This is a genomic window from Yoonia tamlensis (genome assembly GCF_900115105.1).
Taxonomy (GTDB): domain Bacteria; phylum Pseudomonadota; class Alphaproteobacteria; order Rhodobacterales; family Rhodobacteraceae; genus Yoonia; species Yoonia tamlensis.
On the sequence record NZ_FOYP01000002.1, the window covers coordinates 161444 to 178258 of the forward strand.

Annotated in this window: 14 protein-coding genes; 6 read left to right on the plus strand and 8 right to left on the minus strand. The window is 56.7% G+C overall.

Annotated elements, in window-relative coordinates; genetic code table 11:
• Positions 1 to 2: 2 nt before the first annotated feature.
• Positions 3 to 1121 (minus strand): extracellular solute-binding protein, encoded by a 1119-nt coding sequence (locus BM320_RS12715; RefSeq protein ID WP_131802421.1) that lies wholly within the window; start codon positions 1119 to 1121, stop codon positions 3 to 5.
• 186 nt (positions 1122 to 1307) lie between these two features.
• Between BM320_RS12715 and BM320_RS12720 the strand changes: the two genes are divergently transcribed.
• The 4 genes from BM320_RS12720 to BM320_RS12735 are packed head-to-tail and all read left to right on the plus strand — an operon-like array spanning position 1308 to position 5262.
• Positions 1308 to 2078: an enoyl-CoA hydratase/isomerase family protein gene (locus BM320_RS12720; RefSeq protein WP_207496913.1), complete on the plus strand. Its 771-nt coding sequence runs from the start codon at positions 1308 to 1310 to the stop codon at positions 2076 to 2078.
• A 30-nt stretch (positions 2079 to 2108) separates the two neighbouring features.
• Positions 2109 to 2915 carry an IclR family transcriptional regulator gene (locus tag BM320_RS12725; RefSeq protein WP_090200891.1) on the plus strand — a complete coding sequence of 269 codons (807 nt, stop codon included), beginning with the start codon at positions 2109 to 2111 and terminating at the stop codon, positions 2913 to 2915.
• Between the two features lie 16 nt (positions 2916 to 2931).
• A complete protein-coding gene (locus BM320_RS12730) occupies positions 2932 to 4098 on the plus strand; it encodes a CaiB/BaiF CoA transferase family protein (RefSeq protein WP_090200892.1) in 1167 nt (388 codons plus the stop codon).
• 3 nt (positions 4099 to 4101) lie between these two features.
• Positions 4102 to 5262: a CaiB/BaiF CoA transferase family protein gene (locus tag BM320_RS12735; RefSeq protein ID WP_090200894.1), complete on the plus strand. Its 1161-nt coding sequence runs from the start codon at positions 4102 to 4104 to the stop codon at positions 5260 to 5262.
• A 1-nt stretch (position 5263) separates the two neighbouring features.
• Here BM320_RS12735 and BM320_RS12740 read toward each other — a convergent pair whose 3' ends face one another.
• The 7 genes from BM320_RS12740 to BM320_RS12770 all read right to left on the minus strand — a co-directional run bounded on the left by BM320_RS12740 (position 5264) and on the right by BM320_RS12770 (position 13697).
• Positions 5264 to 6253, minus strand: a complete 990-nt coding sequence (locus BM320_RS12740; protein WP_090200896.1) for an ABC transporter permease — start codon at positions 6251 to 6253, stop codon at positions 5264 to 5266.
• Positions 6243 to 7748, minus strand: coding sequence for a sugar ABC transporter ATP-binding protein (locus BM320_RS12745; protein ID WP_165615054.1), 1506 nt, complete (start codon positions 7746 to 7748; stop codon positions 6243 to 6245). Before BM320_RS12745 ends, BM320_RS12740 begins: the two co-directional genes overlap by 11 nt.
• On the minus strand, positions 7745 to 8674 hold the full coding sequence (locus BM320_RS12750) for an ABC transporter permease (protein ID WP_165615055.1): 930 nt from the start codon (positions 8672 to 8674) through the stop codon (positions 7745 to 7747). Before BM320_RS12750 ends, BM320_RS12745 begins: the two co-directional genes overlap by 4 nt.
• An 88-nt stretch (positions 8675 to 8762) precedes the next feature.
• A complete protein-coding gene (locus BM320_RS12755; RefSeq protein ID WP_165615056.1) occupies positions 8763 to 9716 on the minus strand; it encodes a sugar ABC transporter substrate-binding protein in 954 nt (317 codons plus the stop codon).
• Between the two features lie 367 nt (positions 9717 to 10083).
• A complete protein-coding gene (locus BM320_RS12760) occupies positions 10084 to 11709 on the minus strand; it encodes a TRAP transporter large permease (RefSeq protein WP_090200905.1) in 1626 nt (541 codons plus the stop codon).
• Complete coding sequence (locus tag BM320_RS12765; protein ID WP_090200906.1) at positions 11709 to 12548, minus strand: TRAP transporter small permease subunit; 840 nt, start codon at positions 12546 to 12548, stop codon at positions 11709 to 11711. The genes BM320_RS12760 and BM320_RS12765 overlap by 1 nt, the downstream gene beginning before the upstream one ends.
• A gap of 129 nt (positions 12549 to 12677) precedes the next feature.
• The gene (locus BM320_RS12770) at positions 12678 to 13697 is read right to left on the minus strand and encodes a TRAP transporter substrate-binding protein (protein ID WP_090200908.1); all 1020 of its coding nucleotides are present in this window, start codon (positions 13695 to 13697) and stop codon (positions 12678 to 12680) included.
• A gap of 247 nt (positions 13698 to 13944) precedes the next feature.
• On the opposite strand from BM320_RS12770, the gene BM320_RS12775 reads away from it, so the two are divergent.
• Positions 13945 to 15741 carry an IlvD/Edd family dehydratase gene (locus BM320_RS12775; protein WP_207496915.1) on the plus strand — a complete coding sequence of 599 codons (1797 nt, stop codon included), beginning with the start codon at positions 13945 to 13947 and terminating at the stop codon, positions 15739 to 15741.
• Between the two features lie 67 nt (positions 15742 to 15808).
• Positions 15809 to 16708: an NAD(P)-dependent oxidoreductase gene (locus BM320_RS12780; protein ID WP_090200910.1), complete on the plus strand. Its 900-nt coding sequence runs from the start codon at positions 15809 to 15811 to the stop codon at positions 16706 to 16708.
• Positions 16709 to 16815: the final 107 nt, after the last annotated feature.

The window sequence follows — 16815 nt, forward strand, 5'->3', positions numbered from 1 at the left end:
GATTATGCTCCCTTTCGGTGGTGGCGGTACAATTTGTTAAGCGTGTCAAGAAACGTCTCGACGGGGATTTGCTTGCGGAAAAAATCGGGCATGATCGCGCAGACATCATCGACAAACCCGAGAAACCAAACGTCGCGCGGGCGGGTCCATGCGTTGTCGATGGTGTGGAAACCTTTGTCAAAAAACGGTGCGACATCTGGGCTCCGGGTCTGCGCGACCCATGTGCGGCGGTTGGCGGGCTGGCCGCTATTGGCCAGATACACCCCCGATTGCACGGGTTCGGATGTGATCCATTGCGCAAATGCGATTGCGGCCTCGGGCGCGGTGGTCTGCGCGGAAACGCCGATCCCCGCACCGCCAAGAATGGCGCGCGGCCGGTCGAAACCCGCGCAAAGTGGCAAATCGAAATAGCTTAGGCGATGCGCCCGAAACCCTGCCCGCGCGTAGTTCACATAGCCGAAAAGACAGGGCGAACAGGCAAACTCATCTGTCGTCGCAAGCGTTTCAAGCACCCGTATCGGGTTCATATCAACCTGTTCATCCGGCCCAAGATCATAAAGCGCGCGCAGCACATGCAGCGCATAATGCCCGTTGTCATCGCTGACAAAAGCATCCCGCGCGCGCGGCAGATCATCTTCGCCACGTCCGGCGACCAGCGTCATCAACATGTCAAACGCATCAACAGGCAGCAGCGGGGTTAGCGCGCGAAACTGGCGGGCGTCCGGCGCCAGAAAGGATTCCCAATGCGTTGGCAGCGGCGCGCCAAGATCGGGCCGCTGCACAGCCATCTGGCACGCCGCATCAAGCGCATAGGCCCAGCAACTGCCATTCCAAAGATAGCTTTCTTCGGACCCACCCAACGACGTGCCCTGTCCTGGCGTATAGGGCAAAGGCAAAAGCGCGCCTGTCTCGGCGATCTGACCGACATGCGGGTGGTCAAGCACGATGAAATCATAGGTTTGGGCCAGATCGCGAATTGGCGCATCCGCAAAGGCCTGAAGCGAACGTTTGTCCCAGGTCACCGTGACCCCCGTTTGCGCCGCATAGGTTTGCGCCGCCGCAACCACACAATCATAGCCGCGCGGGTGGTCCCAAGTCATGCCTCTTAGCGTCGTACCCACGTGCGTTCCCCCCGATTTGTCGGGCTCACTATCATCCGGTATCGCCGTCATTTGCAAGTATAAAAATTATTTCCTATTATGAAAACACTGTGCTACAGTGATGTCAGACGCATGAAAATTGCTAAAACTATGAATAAAATCAGTAGCTTTGCTTGTTCTTAAAACCGATAGCCGCAGGAGAAACCCGTGACAATACCCGTCGGACAGCTCGAAAACCCGCCAACCTCCACCGACGGCTGCGTAAGAATCGAGCAATCGGGCGCTGTGGCCGAAATTGTCATCGACCGCCCAGCCAAGCACAACGCGCTGACCCCCGCTATGTACCGCGATATTGCGACCTGCTGCGCGCAGGTGAATGCGGATGACAGTATTCATGTTGTGATTATCCGCGGCGCTGGCGACCGTGCATTCTGTGCAGGTTCGGACATCAAGGCGCTGGACGGCTACGAAGATTTTTGGGCGTGGCGCAACCGTGACGACTATATCCCGCCGATCCTGTCATTGCGCAAACCCGCGATTGCGGCGGTCAAAGGCTGGGCGCTTGGCGGCGGGCTTGAAATTGCGCTGGCCTGTGATCTGCGCGTTGTCGCCAAAAGCGCGGTGTTTTCGGCCCCCGAGGTCGCGCTGGGCTGGAATGGCGCGGGCGGCGCAGCGCAGCACCTGACGCGCATGTGCGGTTATGGTCAGGCGATGCGCCTTTTGTTGACCGGTGACCGGTTTGGCGCAACCGAAGCCGACCAGATCGGCATGATCGAATATCTGGTCGATGACGGGGACGAATTGGGCAAGGCGCGCGACCTTGCGCAGACCATCGCGGCGCATGCAAGCGTGGCTACCCAAGCTGTCAAAGCTGCTGTACGCTCTGCGCTTGATGTGACTGTTGCGCAGGGCCTGAAATATGAAAACGAACTTATGTCGTTGTGTTTTGCCAAAGTCGAACAAAACAAGGGCCGCTGAGCGCGGCGTAGACATAGGAAAACTTTGGTAATGCCCCAAAAACCCGCCAAAAACGCCCCAAGCAAAACAGAAAAATCCGCCGTGCCGTCGGTCGCAAAAGCGTTCGACATTATTGAATTGCTTGTCGGCGTCGAAGGCGGTCTGACGATGAACGAAATGGTCGCAGCACTGGGGCGGACCATGGGCGAAATCTACCGGATTGTGATTTATCTGACCGAACGCGAATTTCTGACCCAGCATCCCGAGACCGGAAAATACGCGATGACGCTCAAGCTGTTTGAACTGTCGCACCGGCACGACCCGACAAAGCGGCTGATTTCCAACGCGCTGCCGATCCTTGAACGGATTGCCGCAACAACCGAACAATCGTGCCATCTGGGCGTTCTGAACCGCAACAATGTGCTGGTGCTGACATCAGCGCCAAGCCCGCGACCGGCCGGCTATGCGGTGCGCACCGGCGCGATTTTTCCCGTCGAGCGCACGAGTTCGGGCCATGTGATCCTTGCCTTTGCGGCGCAAGACGAACAGGACCGCTATATCAACCGGCTGCCAAAGGCCGAACAGGCAACGACTGCGCAAAGGCTTGCCACGATCCGCGAAAACGGGTTCGAAGATACCGCAAGCACAATGATCAACGGCGTGCGCAACCTTTGTGTTCCGGTCTTTGATATTCGCGGGATTACAGCGGCGATTACTACCGGTTTTATTGCTCAGAACGACCCGATCGCAACGGCTGACGAAACGCTTGCAGCGCTACGATCAGCGGCAAGCGAGCTGTCAGCGCTGCTCGGGTTTCGGGTTTCCCAAAGCCCGTTTGCGGCATCCCTTTTACCCTAGCAGAAAAGAAAAACCCATGCCTGAAACCGCCTCAAACCTTCCGCTCCGCGGTCTTCGTGTACTGGATTTTGCCCAATTTCTGGCCGGCCCTGTTGCCGCGTTGCGCCTGTCCGATCTTGGCGCCGAAGTCATCAAGATCGAACGCCCGCAAGGCGGAGATTTGTGCCGGTCGATGGTTGTCAACGACCAGCGGCTTGAGGGTGACAGCCTTGTGTTTCACACCTTCAACCGTGGCAAGAAAAGCGTGGCGGCCGATCTTAAACAACCTGCCGATCTTGAAAAGATACGCGCGCTTGTGGCCACGGCTGACGTGATGATCCATAATTTCCGGCCTGGCGTGATGGAGCGCATCGGGCTGGGTTATGACACAGTGCGCGACCTGAACCCACGGATCGTTTACGGGGCGGTGTCGGGCTATGGCACTACGGGGCCGTGGCGCGACAAACCCGGTCAGGATTTGCTGGTGCAATCGCTGTCTGGGATTGCGTGGCTTAGCGGAAATGCCAATGACGGGCCGGTACCGACCGGATTTGCCATGCTTGACGTTGCGACCGCGGGCAACCTTGTGCAGGGCATTCTAGCCTGCCTTGTGCGGCGCGGTATCAGTGGCAAGGGCGGGTTGGTCGAAGTCGACCTGCTTTCATCGGCTATCGACGTGACATTCGAACAATTCACCTGTTTTCTGAACGATAACGAACAGCAGCCGCGCCGTCATGAAACCGGCAACGCCAACCCCTATCAGCCCGCCCCATACGGTCTTTATCAGGCATCCGACGGCTGGTTTGCCTTTGCGATGACACCGCTTGCTAAGGTTGCCGAATTGCTTGGCTCGGCGGAAATCGGGGCCTTTCCGCAAGCACAGGCGTTTTCGCATCTCAACGAGATCAAACGCATCGTCGCCGCGATTTGCGCCACAAAGCCGGTGCAGCACTGGCTGGATATTCTGGAACCTGCGGGCATCTGGTGTGCGCCTGTTCTTGACTGGCCGGGGTTTGTCAAAACCGATGGGTTTGCGGCGCTTGATCCGGTGCAAACCATCCGCACCCCCAGCGGTGCCGCAGCGCGTACAACCCGCTGTCCGATCCGGCTTGACGGGCAGGCGCTGCACAATAGCGCACCCGCCCCGTTGCTTGGCGCGGACACGGCTGCCGTGTTCGACAGCCTGCAAACAGCGCGCGCCTAAGCCATGTTCTGGCCGCTCGAAGGTATTCTTGTTGTCGACTTCAGCCAGTTTCTTGCGGGGCCATATGCGGCGCTACGCCTGCAGGATATGGGCGCGCGGGTGATCAAGGTCGAAAACCCCGATGGCGGCGATCTGTGCCGGCATCACTATTTGTCGCAGACCCGTATCGGCACGGATTCCACGCTGTTTCACGCCATTAATCGCGGCAAGCAAAGCGTGACGCTTGATCTGAAATCCGCCGCTGGACTGGCCGCCGCGCGCAAACTTGTCGCCAAGGCGGATGTGGTTATCCAGAATTTCCGGCCTTCGGTCATCGACCGATTGGGGCTTGGCTATGATGCGGTACGGGCGATCAACCCTGATGTCATTTACGGGTCGATTTCGGGTTATGGCACCCAAGGCGACTGGGCCGACACCCCCGGTCAGGATTTGCTGGCGCAGGCGCGGTCCGGCGTTATGTGGCTTAGCGGAAACCACGGCGCGGGGCCTGTCCCGATTGGCCTGCCGCTGGCCGATATCAGCACCGGCGCAAACCTTGCGACAGGCATTCTGGGCGCGTTGTTGCGCCATGCGCGCAGCGGTCAGGGGGCGCATGTCGAAACCAGCCTGCTGGAATCGCTGACCGACATGCAATTCGAATTGCTAACCACCTACCTGAATAACGGGCACTGCCTGCCGCAGCGATTGGAACAAGGGTCGGCGCACCGCTATCTTGGGGCGCCCTACGGTGTTTTCGACACCAAAGAGGGGCAGCTTGCGCTTGCGATGTCGCGGCTTGATCTGCTGGGCCAAGCGCTGGAACTGCCCGAGATTGCCGCCTATGCGGATGCGCCCGATGCAAGTTTCTCCGCGCGCGACAAAATCCACGCGCTGATTGCGCAACGGCTGCAAAAACAGACAGCCGCCGCGCTTGAAACCGCGCTTGGCCGCGCGGGACTGTGGTGTGCAAAGGTGCTGAGTTGGGACGATATGCTGGCGCATGGATCATTTCAGGCGCTTGATATGCTGCGCACGATCGAAACACAGATCGCAACAGCGCCGCAACCTGTGCAATTTGTCAGGGCGCCCTTTCGCATCGACGGCGCCCGCCCGCAAATCGACAGCGCAGGCCCCGCGCTTAATGCGGATGGCGCTGAAATTCTCGCGGAATTCGACGCCGACTAGCTCAGCTTGCTATCAGGCTGGCCCGCTGCGCATCAAGTGCTGCACGTTGGCGCACCGCAGAATAGCGGTCAATCGCCACCGCAGCCAACAAAACAGACCCGCGCACAATGTCATAGATATAGGGTGACGCGTTCATCAGGTTCAGCCCGTTGTCGATCAGCACCAGAAAGATCGCCCCGATAACAGACCCGATGACCGTACCCGACCCGCCTGTCAGTTTGGTGCCACCAAGGATAACCGCCGCAATGACCGTAAATTCAATGCCGATACCAATCCCCGATTGCAGCCCGCCAACCCGCGCGAGCAAAACCAGACCCGCGATGCCTGTCACAAATCCGCTGAACGCATAAATCGCCACTGTGACCCGCCCGACCGGCAGATTGGTTTCCTTGGCGGACCGTTCGGAATTGCCAATCGCACGGGCATAGACCCCCAGACGCGTCCGGTTCAGCACATAGATGCCAAGAATGGTCACAGCGATCAGAATGAGGATCGGCACCGGCACACCCAGAATACGCCCGTTACCCAAAAACCCCATTTCGCGCGGCACCGGAATATTCTGCGCCCCCGTCAAATGGATCGCGGCCCCACGGTAGATCGAATAGGTGGCCAGCGTCGTGATCAGCGGCGAAACCGCAAAGCGGATCACCAATATCCCGTTCAGCGCGCCCAACGAAGTCGCGCAGATGATCGTCACCCCAAAGGCCAAAAGATAGCTTTCTGTGCTGATCATCAATTGCGCAAACAAGGCCGAGGTCACAAACAAAATGGCCCCCACCGAAATATCGATCCCCGCCGTCAGGATGATAAACGTCATCCCGATCGCCATGATCGATGTCACGCTGGCCTGCACCAGGATTGCCTGAAAATTCGAAAGTGTCAGAAACACTGGCGAGACGACCGAAAGAATTCCGCCAAGCACAATTGTCGCCATTGCGATGGCAACCCATTTCTGGCGCGAAGCGATGTCGCGTAAACCCTTAAGCAGCATTGCTTGTGCTCTCCTTTGCGCTGGCAGCCAACGAGATGATTTTGACTGAATCGTAGTCGTCACGCATGAATTCACCGACAATCCGGCCCTTGCGCATCACCGCCATCCGGTGCGTGATATGCAGCAGCTCCGGCAGGTCGGACGATACAATGATGATCGCCTTGCCCGCCCGCGCCAGATCTGCAATCGCCGCGTGAATGTCGAACTTGGCACCGATGTCGACGCCTTTTGTCGGTTCGTCAAAGATCAGGATATCCGGCAAAGTCGCAAGCCAGCGGCCCAGCATGACCTTTTGCTGGTTGCCGCCCGACAGGTCGCTGACATTGTTTTCGATATGCGGAATGGCGATATTCATATCCGCGACGATGTCTTGGGCCTTGGCTTTTTCGCCCTGAAACCCGAATCCGCGCAGTTTGCGTTGCACAAATTTCAAGATCGATGCCGCCGACAGGTTTTCGCGCACGGGCCGGTTCAGAAACAACCCGTTGGTGCGCCGGTCTTCGGTGACATAGCACAGACCGCGCGCCATCATGGCTTTGACATTGCGCGGCGCGAATTCACCTTTGATCCGCACCTCGCCGGTTGCGGGACGCAGGCCAAAAATAGCTTCGGCAACTTCGGTACGGCCCGCACCCATCAGCCCCGCGATCCCCAGAATTTCGCCTGCGTTCACGGTCAGATCAATGCCCGTGAAATCGGCGGATGACAGCCCGCGCACGTCCAGCGCGGGCACCTGTGTCGGGGCGGCCAGATCAACCCGCGCATCTGCCATTGTGCGCCCGACCATCATTTCTTCTAGCGCGCGCTGGTTCACATCGGCAAGTCGCCCCTGCCCGACCTGCTGCCCGTCGCGCAGCACAACAAAGCTGTCACAAACGCGGTAAATCTCTTCCATGAAATGTGAAATAAACACAATCGCAAGCCCGCCTGCCTTCAGCTTGTCGATAATCGCGAACAGCTTTTCACGCTCAATTGCGGTCAAAGATGTCGTCGGCTCGTCGAGGATCAGCACCTTGTTGGCGTGAAGCAGCGCCTTGGCGATTTCGACAATCTGCTGTTTGCCCGCGCCAAGCGTTTCGACAAGCGCGCGCGGGTCAATTTCAATGCCCAGAAATTCGATCTGATTGCGGGCGGTTTTTTCGGCGGCGGGCCAGTCGATCCGCGCCGCATGGCCCGGCAGATTTGAAATGCTGATGTTTTCGGAAACGGTCAGGGACCCGAACAGGGACAATTCCTGATGCACCGCGGAAATACCATGCTCTGCGCCGATCACTTTGGTGACGGGATTGTCTTCAACCAGAATTTCACCGCTGGTTGGCGTCAAAAGCCCGCACAGCATGTTTTTGGTCGTCGATTTTCCGGCACCGTTTTCGCCCACAAGCGCCAGCGCCTCGCCGGGGAAAATATCAAAGGACAGGTTTGAAACAACGGTCTTGCTGGCAAACGCCTTGCTCAGGTCGCGTACAGAAACGACGGGGCGGGGTGTATCGGTCATATTTCTCTCCGAGAGCCAAAGCGCGTGGCCATCCATGTGCCGACAAAAATCAGAATGCCCTGGATAATCAGCTGGTCGTAAAACGGGATGCCCAGCAGGTTTAGCCCATTGGTCAGGATCGCAAGAATACCAACGCCCAGCACCGTGCGCCCGACAGACCCTTCGCCGCCCGCCATGCCGGTGCCGCCCAGAACGACTGCGCCGATGATAATCAACAGCAGCGTGTCACCGACACCCGGAATTGCATTGCCAAGATTGGCGATGGAAATGAACCCAGCAATCCCGCCCATTGCGCCGGAAAACAGGTAGACGCTAAATGTCACGGCGGGCACGTTGACCCCGCTGAACCGCGCAGCTTGCGCGTTTGATCCGACAAGCATGACCTGCCGCCCCCATGTGGTGCGCGCCATCGCCACCAGCGCCAACACAACCACAACCAGCGCAACAATGGTCAATGCCGGAATCCCGAACCAGACCATAAACCCGAAATCCAGCATAAAGAACGGCGTGCCTTTCACAGCGATCCCCGCGCTCATTACAAATGCGACCCCGCGCGCAATAAGCTGTGTTGCCATCGTAGTGATAAAAGGTGTCAGGCTGAAATACCCGATCAATATGCCATTGAGCGCGCCAAAGACCATCCCGACTGCCAATGCGGTAAGCGCGCCCAAGGCCACGCTGCCTGTCGCGGCCATCACAAGGCCCGACATAACCGCGCTTGCGCTGATCACCGTCGAAATCGAAAGATCAATGCCACCGGCCAGAAACACCACCGTCATGCCCACCGCAGCAATCAACACAACGGCGTTTGCGCCAAGCATCGCCTCGATATTGCCCGCAGAGGCAAAATAGGGCGACAAAAGCGAAAAACCCACGGCCAAAGCGCAGATAATCACCAATGCGGGGTAGGTTCTGAGTAGGGTCATCACGGCCTTCATTTATGTGCTTTTCAAAAGCAGAACGATGACGCGCCCCCCGCATGCAAGGGGCGCGTTTTCGCAAAGTGGTACAACCCTATTTCGGGGCACCCCAGATTTTAGCGGCATTCGCCTCGGCGTCGGCGGCTGTGTACAGGTGACCACCGACGTAATTTGTCCGCTCAACGGTTTCGCCCGCCAGAATACGCGCAACAAGGTCAACACCTGTGCGGCCTGTGGCTTCGGTGCCCATCACAACAAACGCATCCGCTGTGCCAGACATGACGGCGTCATAACCGTCACGCGACCCGTTCACACCGGTGATCACAACGTGGCCTTCTTCGCCCACGGGCACAAGACGACCCAGATCTGTCAGCACGGTTTCAACAGCGGGAATATGCGTGTCGGTCGCCGCAAAAACAGCCGCGATGTCAGGCGTTGCCTGGAATGCGTTTTGTGTGCCAGACAGGGCGCGGTCAGATGCCCAATCGGTTGGCACTTCGATGATGTTCACATTCTCGAGGCTCGCGATCCCTTCGCGGAAACCAAGTGATCGGTCGATCCCGTTCTGGTCATTCAGCGCGCCAATCAATTCGACAATGTTGATCTGGCCTTCGTATGCGGCCAGCGCGGCGGCGGTGTATTCACCCGCCAGACGCCCATCAACAAGCGAATCCGGACCGACAAACGACTGTACAACGGTGCTATCGGGCAGATCGCGGTCATAGGCTACGACCGGAATTCCGGCGCGCTTGGCGGCAATCAGCGCGCGTTCAATGGTATTTTGATCCACGGCGCAGACCAGAATTGCGTCAACGCCCTGCGCGATCAGCGACTGGATCTGCGCGTTCTGCTGCTGTGCGTCGCCATCTGCGACCACTTCGATCACGTCGTAGCCGCGATCTTGAGCTTCGGCGTGAATACCGTTGTTTACCGCAACGCGGCTTTCAAACAGCTGGTCGACAGACAGGCCGATTGTAATGCCGTCTGCCGCAACTTGCGTGGCAGCAACGATGGCCACGGATGCAACTGCACCAAGTAATTTCTTCATTCGAGTATCCTCCAATTCTCGCTTGGCAAAACGCCAAACCGCCTCCCATAGGCTATTGCGATCGGCCAACCTCTGGCAGATCGTTATTTTCATATAAGCAAGTAATTTCCATATCTGCAATATCTAACTTGAACACACGGCTGAATTTGCTTGCCCTCAGTCCGTTTGGTCGGACCAAACAAGTGATTTGTGGACGCAAAGAGCTAGGTTCGTCAAGTAAAAATGCGAATACGACATATTTAGTCTGACAAAAAATCGACATCACCCCAAGTGAACACATGACTCTAGCGTCTTTGTTCAGAGGGATCTGGAACTATCGACAAGGCATTCTTGATGGCTGGCCGCGCGTCTTTGCGCAAACTGTCTGCTAGAGCAACAAAGTCACGATATTCGGCCAGATCAGCAAGACCGCGAGCGCAAGCAGCTGGACACCGATAAAGGGCAAGAACCCCTTGAAGATATCAGTCAGCGAAATATGCGGCGGGGCGACAGATTTCAGATAGAATGCCGCTGGGCCAAATGGCGGCGACAAAAAGCTGACCTGCATGTTCATACAGAACAAGACGCCGAACCAGATCGAGATATGCTGCGGCTCAAGCTGTCCGATAAATCCGATCTCCTCGATCGGCAAGCGTTTCACGATCGGCAGAAAGACAGGAATGATCAAAAGAACGATGCCAACCCAGTCCATGAAAGCCCCCATGAACAAGAGGATCAGCATCATTGTCAAAAGGACCAGCATCGTTGGCATTTCAGAACCGACAATCAGGTTTGCGATGTAGTTCGGGCCGCCAGCGAGCGTATACGCCCCCGCAAGCGCCGCAGCGCCAATCGTTACCCAGATGATGGTCCCTGTCGATTTCAAGGTACGCATCATCGCGTCCCAAAGAAGCCCGACACTGGCCTCGCCGCGAAAGAAGGCGATCATAAAGACCGCAAACGCCCCCATACCTGCCGCCTCGGTGATACCGGTGATACCACCGTAGATCGACCCCAACACAACGCCGATCACCAACAGCGGCGGCACAAGTCCCTTGCCGTGCTTCCAACCTAACATCGTGCGTTTTCGCCCGAAAACAAAAAAGGCCAGCACCAATCCCACAGCAGCGGCAATTGCCAACGGCAACAGATGCGATGTCATCCCCATTGTGATCGGGTCTTCGCCCTCGGCCATGATGTTCTGGCCGGTCACGGTGAAAAACAATGCGCGGCCGAACAAGATTGCAGCACCGCCCGCCAGCAAAAGCGATAGAAAACCGCCGAACATGCCACGTTTTTCCGATGACGTAGGATCACCTGGCTGCGGTTCGGGTAGCGGCGCGTCTTGGGGCCGCAATTGCGTACGGATAACGATGTAGGCAATGATCATCATGGCCAGCATGAATCCCGGAACAAACGCGCCGGTGAACAACGCCTTGATCGAAGTTTCGGTGATTAGGCCGTAGATGATCAGAACGATAGACGGCGGGATCATCGTTCCCAAAGACCCCGACGCGCAGATCGTCCCGATTGCAAGATTTTGATTGTACCCAAGCCGCAGCATCTGCGGCAACGCGATCAAACCCAACAACACCACTTCGCCACCGATAATTCCGGACATTGCGGCCATTATGACGGCCATCAAAGAGGTGACAATTGCGATCCCGCCGCGTGTTCGCGATAGCCAGAAGTTCAACGAATTATACATCTCTTTGGCGATGCCCGACCGTTCGAGCAGTGCAGCCATAAAGATGAACAATGGCACCGAGATGAGAACATATTGCGTCATGAGGTCGAATATCTTTTGCGTCAAAAGATAAAGCGGACCGGTTCCCGGTCGTCCGGTCAGCATGCCTTCACCAAACGTCCATGGTGCCACCAATAGTTGGGGTTCGAATTTTAGCACCATTACCAAAAGCGCCAGAACCGCAGAGGCAAATCCCAGTGGCATGCCGATCGCCAGCAGGACGATAAGCCCCATAACCACAATGATTGAAATGGTTCCGATATCCATTATTCGACTCCGACGCTGCGTTTGATTGCATTGATTTCATCTTCGTCGACAACAAAAACCTCGGGCTCGACGTTCCAGTCAGCGATCAGATTGGCCACGGCTTGCAGCGCGATCAGGCACATGATGATCAGGATCATGGGTTGAATGGTCGCTGGAATGGGCGGATCAAATGCTGTTCCGAACATCTCCCAGCGGTAAAGTTTGTTGATAAAGACCTGTGTGTAGCTCCCGAAAACAACGCCAGCCGCAAAGATCACAATGAGCAAAGTGGACAGGACATCGCATACCTTGCGCAACGGGCGCGGCACGACATCGTAAAGGATTGTAATGCGGATATGACTGCGCTGCTGCATGGCATAAAGACCAGAGCACAAGAAGATGAAACCGGCGATCCAAAGGGTCAGCTCGTTGGCCCATTTGGTTGGCGCTTCAACCACATAGCGCATAAAGACTTCGTAAAGCATCACCATCGTCATGGTGATGATCATGATCATGGTTACGCGACCAATAAAAAGCGCGAAACGGTCCCACTGGCGCCAATGTTCAAATTCCATCGGCGCCACGACAATCGAACGGGAACCGAGAACGGTGACGACGGGCAAAAGCGCCAAAGCCGCGTAGTCGACAATATTGGCGAAACCTCCGAAAAGGCCGGGCATTTCCTGCAGAACCTCTTTGCGGGTGTGCAGTTCCGAGACTTGCATGAAAAGGCTTTCGTTTTCAGGCGGGAACCAATCCAGGATAAACGCCGGAATGTGCCAACAAAGCCACCCCGCACAAACCAAGAATGCAAAGGGCCAAATCCATTCGGCTGGCCCGCCGGTTTGCTTGTCTGTCATCTCTGCTCTCCCCGACAGTGACTAAAGAGGCGCTGCAATGAACAAGAGCGCCCTCTCCCGTTTCATGTGCCTCATAGAAAGGAGCGGCACCGGAATGCCGCCCCGAATTTCACACTTGCGTTGGCGGACCTATTCCATCGCGCCGATGCTGCGCAGGAAGTCCAGATGCGCATTCAACAAATTCTGGCTTTCTGGCGTTGTCGCGAATTCGACCCAAGCTTCCTGAACAGCCTGACGATAAACAGCCATGTCCTCTTCTGACCACTGGTACATGTTCAGACCTTCTGCCGCCAAGGTGACAGAGTTTTCGGCGTTGCGCACTTCGTTGATCGTGGTGTTCTTCAGCGCAAGAGCCTGCATGGCAACTTTCAGGATAGCCTGATGGTGGGCCGGCATCGCGTCCCAAACGCTTTTGTTACAAGCAAGGTGGTCCGCAGGCATAGAGTGGAAGCCCGGATAGTTCGTGTGCTCGGCAATGTCATAAAGACCCAAGCCGATATTGTTGGTCAGGTTTGCCGCGTCCGCACCATCAATGATGCCGGTTTCAAGCGCGGTAAAGATTTCGTTAAAGTCCATCACAACCGGCGATGCGCCGAGTTTCTCAAAGATCAGCGTGATAACACCGGGAGGAGAGCGGAATTTCCAGCCTTCGAGATCCGCAACACCAGCAATCGGCCGTGTTGATGACAGCGATTCCGGACCAGGAATCCACCAGCCGACAAATTCCATATCGTAGCTGTTATAAAGCGCGTTCAGCGCGTCATAACCGCCACCGTGCAGCAGCCATGCATATTGCTGATAGGGATTGGCATAGCCACCCGTCAGGTCACCTGTGAACTGGAATGCCGGATTCTTGCCAGTCTGATAGGAACCGCCTGTCATGTCGCAATCCAGAATGCCTGTCGCAGCGGCATCAAATGTCTCGGCTGATGCGACAACCGAAGACGAATAGAACATCTCGATCTGGATTTCGCCATTCGACATTGCTGTCACATCGTCGATGAACTCGCCCGCCATTTGTCCGGAAAGTGTCTCTTGGCTGAAGTGTGTCTGGATCCGCAGATTGGTCGTCTGCGCGGTAGCTGCAGTAGCCGTGATAGCCAGTGCTGCGGCTGAACCCGCAAGGGTCAATTTGTTAAGAATGGACATCAGTTCCTCCCATAGTCCGTTTCGCGTTGCCTTAACGGCATCTTCATTTTGGTACGACCAAACTAGTCTTCAACATTTTATTTAGCAACGAAAAACTATGGTCAGATTTTCCTTGTTAACTTTGTGATTTTAAACACTATCGCTACAAGTCCGGAAAATGGCCGCAAGGATTTTTGTTTCGCGCCACGCATTTTCAGGCATTATGGTAGGATCATATACACTCAATTCATCAGACAGGATTGCCGACATGGCCAAGATGACAAAAGACAAACTGCGGTCCCGCGACTGGTTTGCAAGGACCGGCGACCCTGAGATGACAGCGCTGTATCTGGAACGTTACCTTAACTACGGGCTAACCCGAGAAGAGCTGCAAGAGGGCAAGCCGATCATCGCAATTGCCCAAACCGGCAGTGATTTATCGCCCTGCAACCGGCATCATATCACGCTGACCAAGCGGGTCCGCGACGGGATCATCGCTGCGGGTGGCACGCCGATCGAAGTCCCCGTCCACCCCATTCAAGAAACCGGCAAACGCCCGACGGCGAATCTCGACCGAAATCTTGCCTACCTGTCGTTGGTGGAATCACTGATGGGCTACCCGATTGACGGGGTGGTGCTGAACATCGGCTGTGACAAGACCACGCCAGCGCTTTTGATGGCCGCGGCGACCGTGAACATTCCTGCAATTGCGCTGTCTGTAGGCCCGATGCTGAACGGCTGGTGGAACGGCGAGCGTGCAGGATCCGGCACCGTCATCTGGAAAGCGCGCGAAATGATGGCTCGCGGGGAAATCGACGGTGACGCATTCCTTGATATCGCCGCTTCGAGCGCACCATCGGTGGGCTATTGCAATACCATGGGCACTGCCACGACGATGAATTCGCTGGCCGAGGCATTGGGCATGCAATTGCCGGCAAGCGCGGCCATCCCCGCCCCATACCGCGAGCGGGCGCAAATCAGCTACGAAACCGGCAAGCGGATCGTCGATATGGTTTGCGAAGACCTGCGCCCGTCCGACATCATGACCCGCGCGGCGTTCGAAAACGCTATCGTCATCAATTCGGCTATTGGTGGGTCGACCAATGCGCCGATCCATTTGAACGCCATTGCCGCCCATCTTGACGTGCCGCTGGATAATGATGACTGGCAGGCGCTCGGCTACAAGGTGCCCTTGCTGGTGAACCTTCAGCCCGCCGGGAAATATCTGGGCGAGGATTACCACCGCGCGGGGGGCGTGCCTGCGGTTGTTGCCGAACTGATGGCAGGCGGGTTGCTACCCCATCCTGACGCGATCACCGCAAACGGGGCCAGCATCGGCGAAAACTGCATTGGGCGTGCCGCGACGAATACCGATGTGATCCGTACGCTCGCCACGCCTTTGGTGCAGGATGCCGGTTTCCTAAACCTCAAGGGCAACCTTTTTGACAGCGCGATCATGAAAACGAGTGTGATTTCAGAAGCCTTCCGCGCACGGTATCTATCCAACCCCGATGATCCGAACGCCTTTGAAGGCCGCGCGGTTGTCTTTGACGGACCAGAGGATTTCCACCGCCGGATCGATGACCCTGCTGAAAACATTGATCAGGACTGTGTGTTGTTCATGCGCGGTGCGGGGCCAAAGGGATATCCGGGTGGTGCAGAAGTGGTGAACATGCGGGCGCCATCCTATTTGCTTAAGCAAGGGGTCGAAGCCTTGCCCTGCGTTGGCGATGGCCGCCAATCCGGCACTTCGGGGTCTCCGTCAATTCTGAATGCCGCACCCGAGGCTGCCACCGGGGGTGGACTGGCCCTGTTGCAAACCGGCGATCGGGTCCGCTTTGATCTATCCAAAGGGACCGCTGACATGCTTGTCCCTTTGGATGAGCTTGCCGATCGGGCCAGAGCATTGACTGCGCAAGGCGGCTATAAAATCCCAGACAGCCAAACCCCGTGGCAGCAGTATTTCCGTGAACTGACCGGCGGGCTGGACACAGGTATGACCCTGCGGGACGCCACAAATTATCGCGACACGGCACGCAAAAACAAACCGCGAGACAGCCACTGAATTCTGAACACCGGTTGTCTTGAACGAAACACCGTAGGGATGCTGACACGCAAAGGGGAATAACAACATGAAATGTGGTATAATCGGGCTGGGCGATATGGGCTCGGGCTTGGCCAAAAACCTGATCAAATCCGGATTTGAAACTTACGGGCTTGATCTGGATCCCAACCGCCTTGGGGCGTTCATAGATATGGGCGGGATCGCAGCGCGCGATATCGGCAATATCGGCGCAGAATGCGACGCCGTCTTTGTAATGGTGATGAACGGCGATCAGGCGCGTTCGGTGATGTTGGGCAAAGACGGTTTGGTTTCACATATGACAGCTGGCAGCGCAATCATCCTGACGGCCACGATCAAACCCCATGAGGCGCGCGCTATTGGCGCTGACATGGCCGAAAGCGGCATCCACCTTATCGATACACCTGTTTCGGGCGGCTTTCCCGGCGCTCAAGGTGGCACGCTGACGATGATGGCCGCTGCGCCCGATGCCGTTCTGGACCTGTACGCCCCCGTAATGGCGGCCGTGTCGGCCAACATCCACCGCGTTGGCGACCGCCCGGGGGATGGCCAAACCGTCAAGGCCTGCTTGCAATCGCTGATCGGCGCACAATTTTCTGCGACATTTGAAGCAGCGGCATTGGCGGCAAAGGCGGGGGTATCGGGTCAGGTCCTTCTGGATGTCTTCTCAAGCTCGTCAGCCGGTTGTGGGGTTGTGAACAACGCCCTTGAGAAAATCATCGACCGCCAATTCACGGGCACGGGCAGCAGCATCCATACCATGCACAAAGACTTGACCATTTCGATGGGGCTGGGCGAAGAACTGGGCGTTCCCCTGCATACCGCTGCCGCCGCCATGCAAATCTTTCATGCGGGCCGCACAAAATACCCTGACGGGGACAATTGGGTCTGCACGCGCGTCATCGAAGAAATCGTGGGCGCCGAACTGCACCGGAACAAAGCCAAATGACATCGGCGTAAAACCCGATCAGCGCACGAGCTTACTGGCCACTTTGAAAATGGTTGACGCGCTGTTACCTGAAACCGGAGACTGATCAGATAGATCGAAAGCCCTTT

What these genes read in the sequence shown, in the direction of transcription:
- BM320_RS12725 (WP_090200891.1), top strand. Translation starts at nt 2,109, where the DNA reads ATGCCCCAAAAACCCGCCAAAAACGCCCCAAGCAAAACAGAAAAATCC.
- BM320_RS12730 (WP_090200892.1), top strand. Translation starts at nt 2,932, where the DNA reads ATGCCTGAAACCGCCTCAAACCTTCCGCTCCGCGGTCTTCGTGTACTG.
- BM320_RS12735 (WP_090200894.1), top strand. Translation starts at nt 4,102, where the DNA reads ATGTTCTGGCCGCTCGAAGGTATTCTTGTTGTCGACTTCAGCCAGTTT.
- BM320_RS12740 (WP_090200896.1), bottom strand. Translation starts at nt 6,253, where the DNA reads ATGCTGCTTAAGGGTTTACGCGACATCGCTTCGCGCCAGAAATGGGTT.
- BM320_RS12745 (WP_165615054.1), bottom strand. Translation starts at nt 7,748, where the DNA reads ATGACCGATACACCCCGCCCCGTCGTTTCTGTACGCGACCTGAGCAAG.
- BM320_RS12750 (WP_165615055.1), bottom strand. Translation starts at nt 8,674, where the DNA reads ATGACCCTACTCAGAACCTACCCCGCATTGGTGATTATCTGCGCTTTG.
- BM320_RS12755 (WP_165615056.1), bottom strand. Translation starts at nt 9,716, where the DNA reads ATGAAGAAATTACTTGGTGCAGTTGCATCCGTGGCCATCGTTGCTGCC.
- BM320_RS12760 (WP_090200905.1), bottom strand. Translation starts at nt 11,709, where the DNA reads ATGGATATCGGAACCATTTCAATCATTGTGGTTATGGGGCTTATCGTC.
- BM320_RS12765 (WP_090200906.1), bottom strand. Translation starts at nt 12,548, where the DNA reads ATGACAGACAAGCAAACCGGCGGGCCAGCCGAATGGATTTGGCCCTTT.
- BM320_RS12770 (WP_090200908.1), bottom strand. Translation starts at nt 13,697, where the DNA reads ATGTCCATTCTTAACAAATTGACCCTTGCGGGTTCAGCCGCAGCACTG.
- BM320_RS12775 (WP_207496915.1), top strand. Translation starts at nt 13,945, where the DNA reads ATGGCCAAGATGACAAAAGACAAACTGCGGTCCCGCGACTGGTTTGCA.
- BM320_RS12780 (WP_090200910.1), top strand. Translation starts at nt 15,809, where the DNA reads ATGAAATGTGGTATAATCGGGCTGGGCGATATGGGCTCGGGCTTGGCC.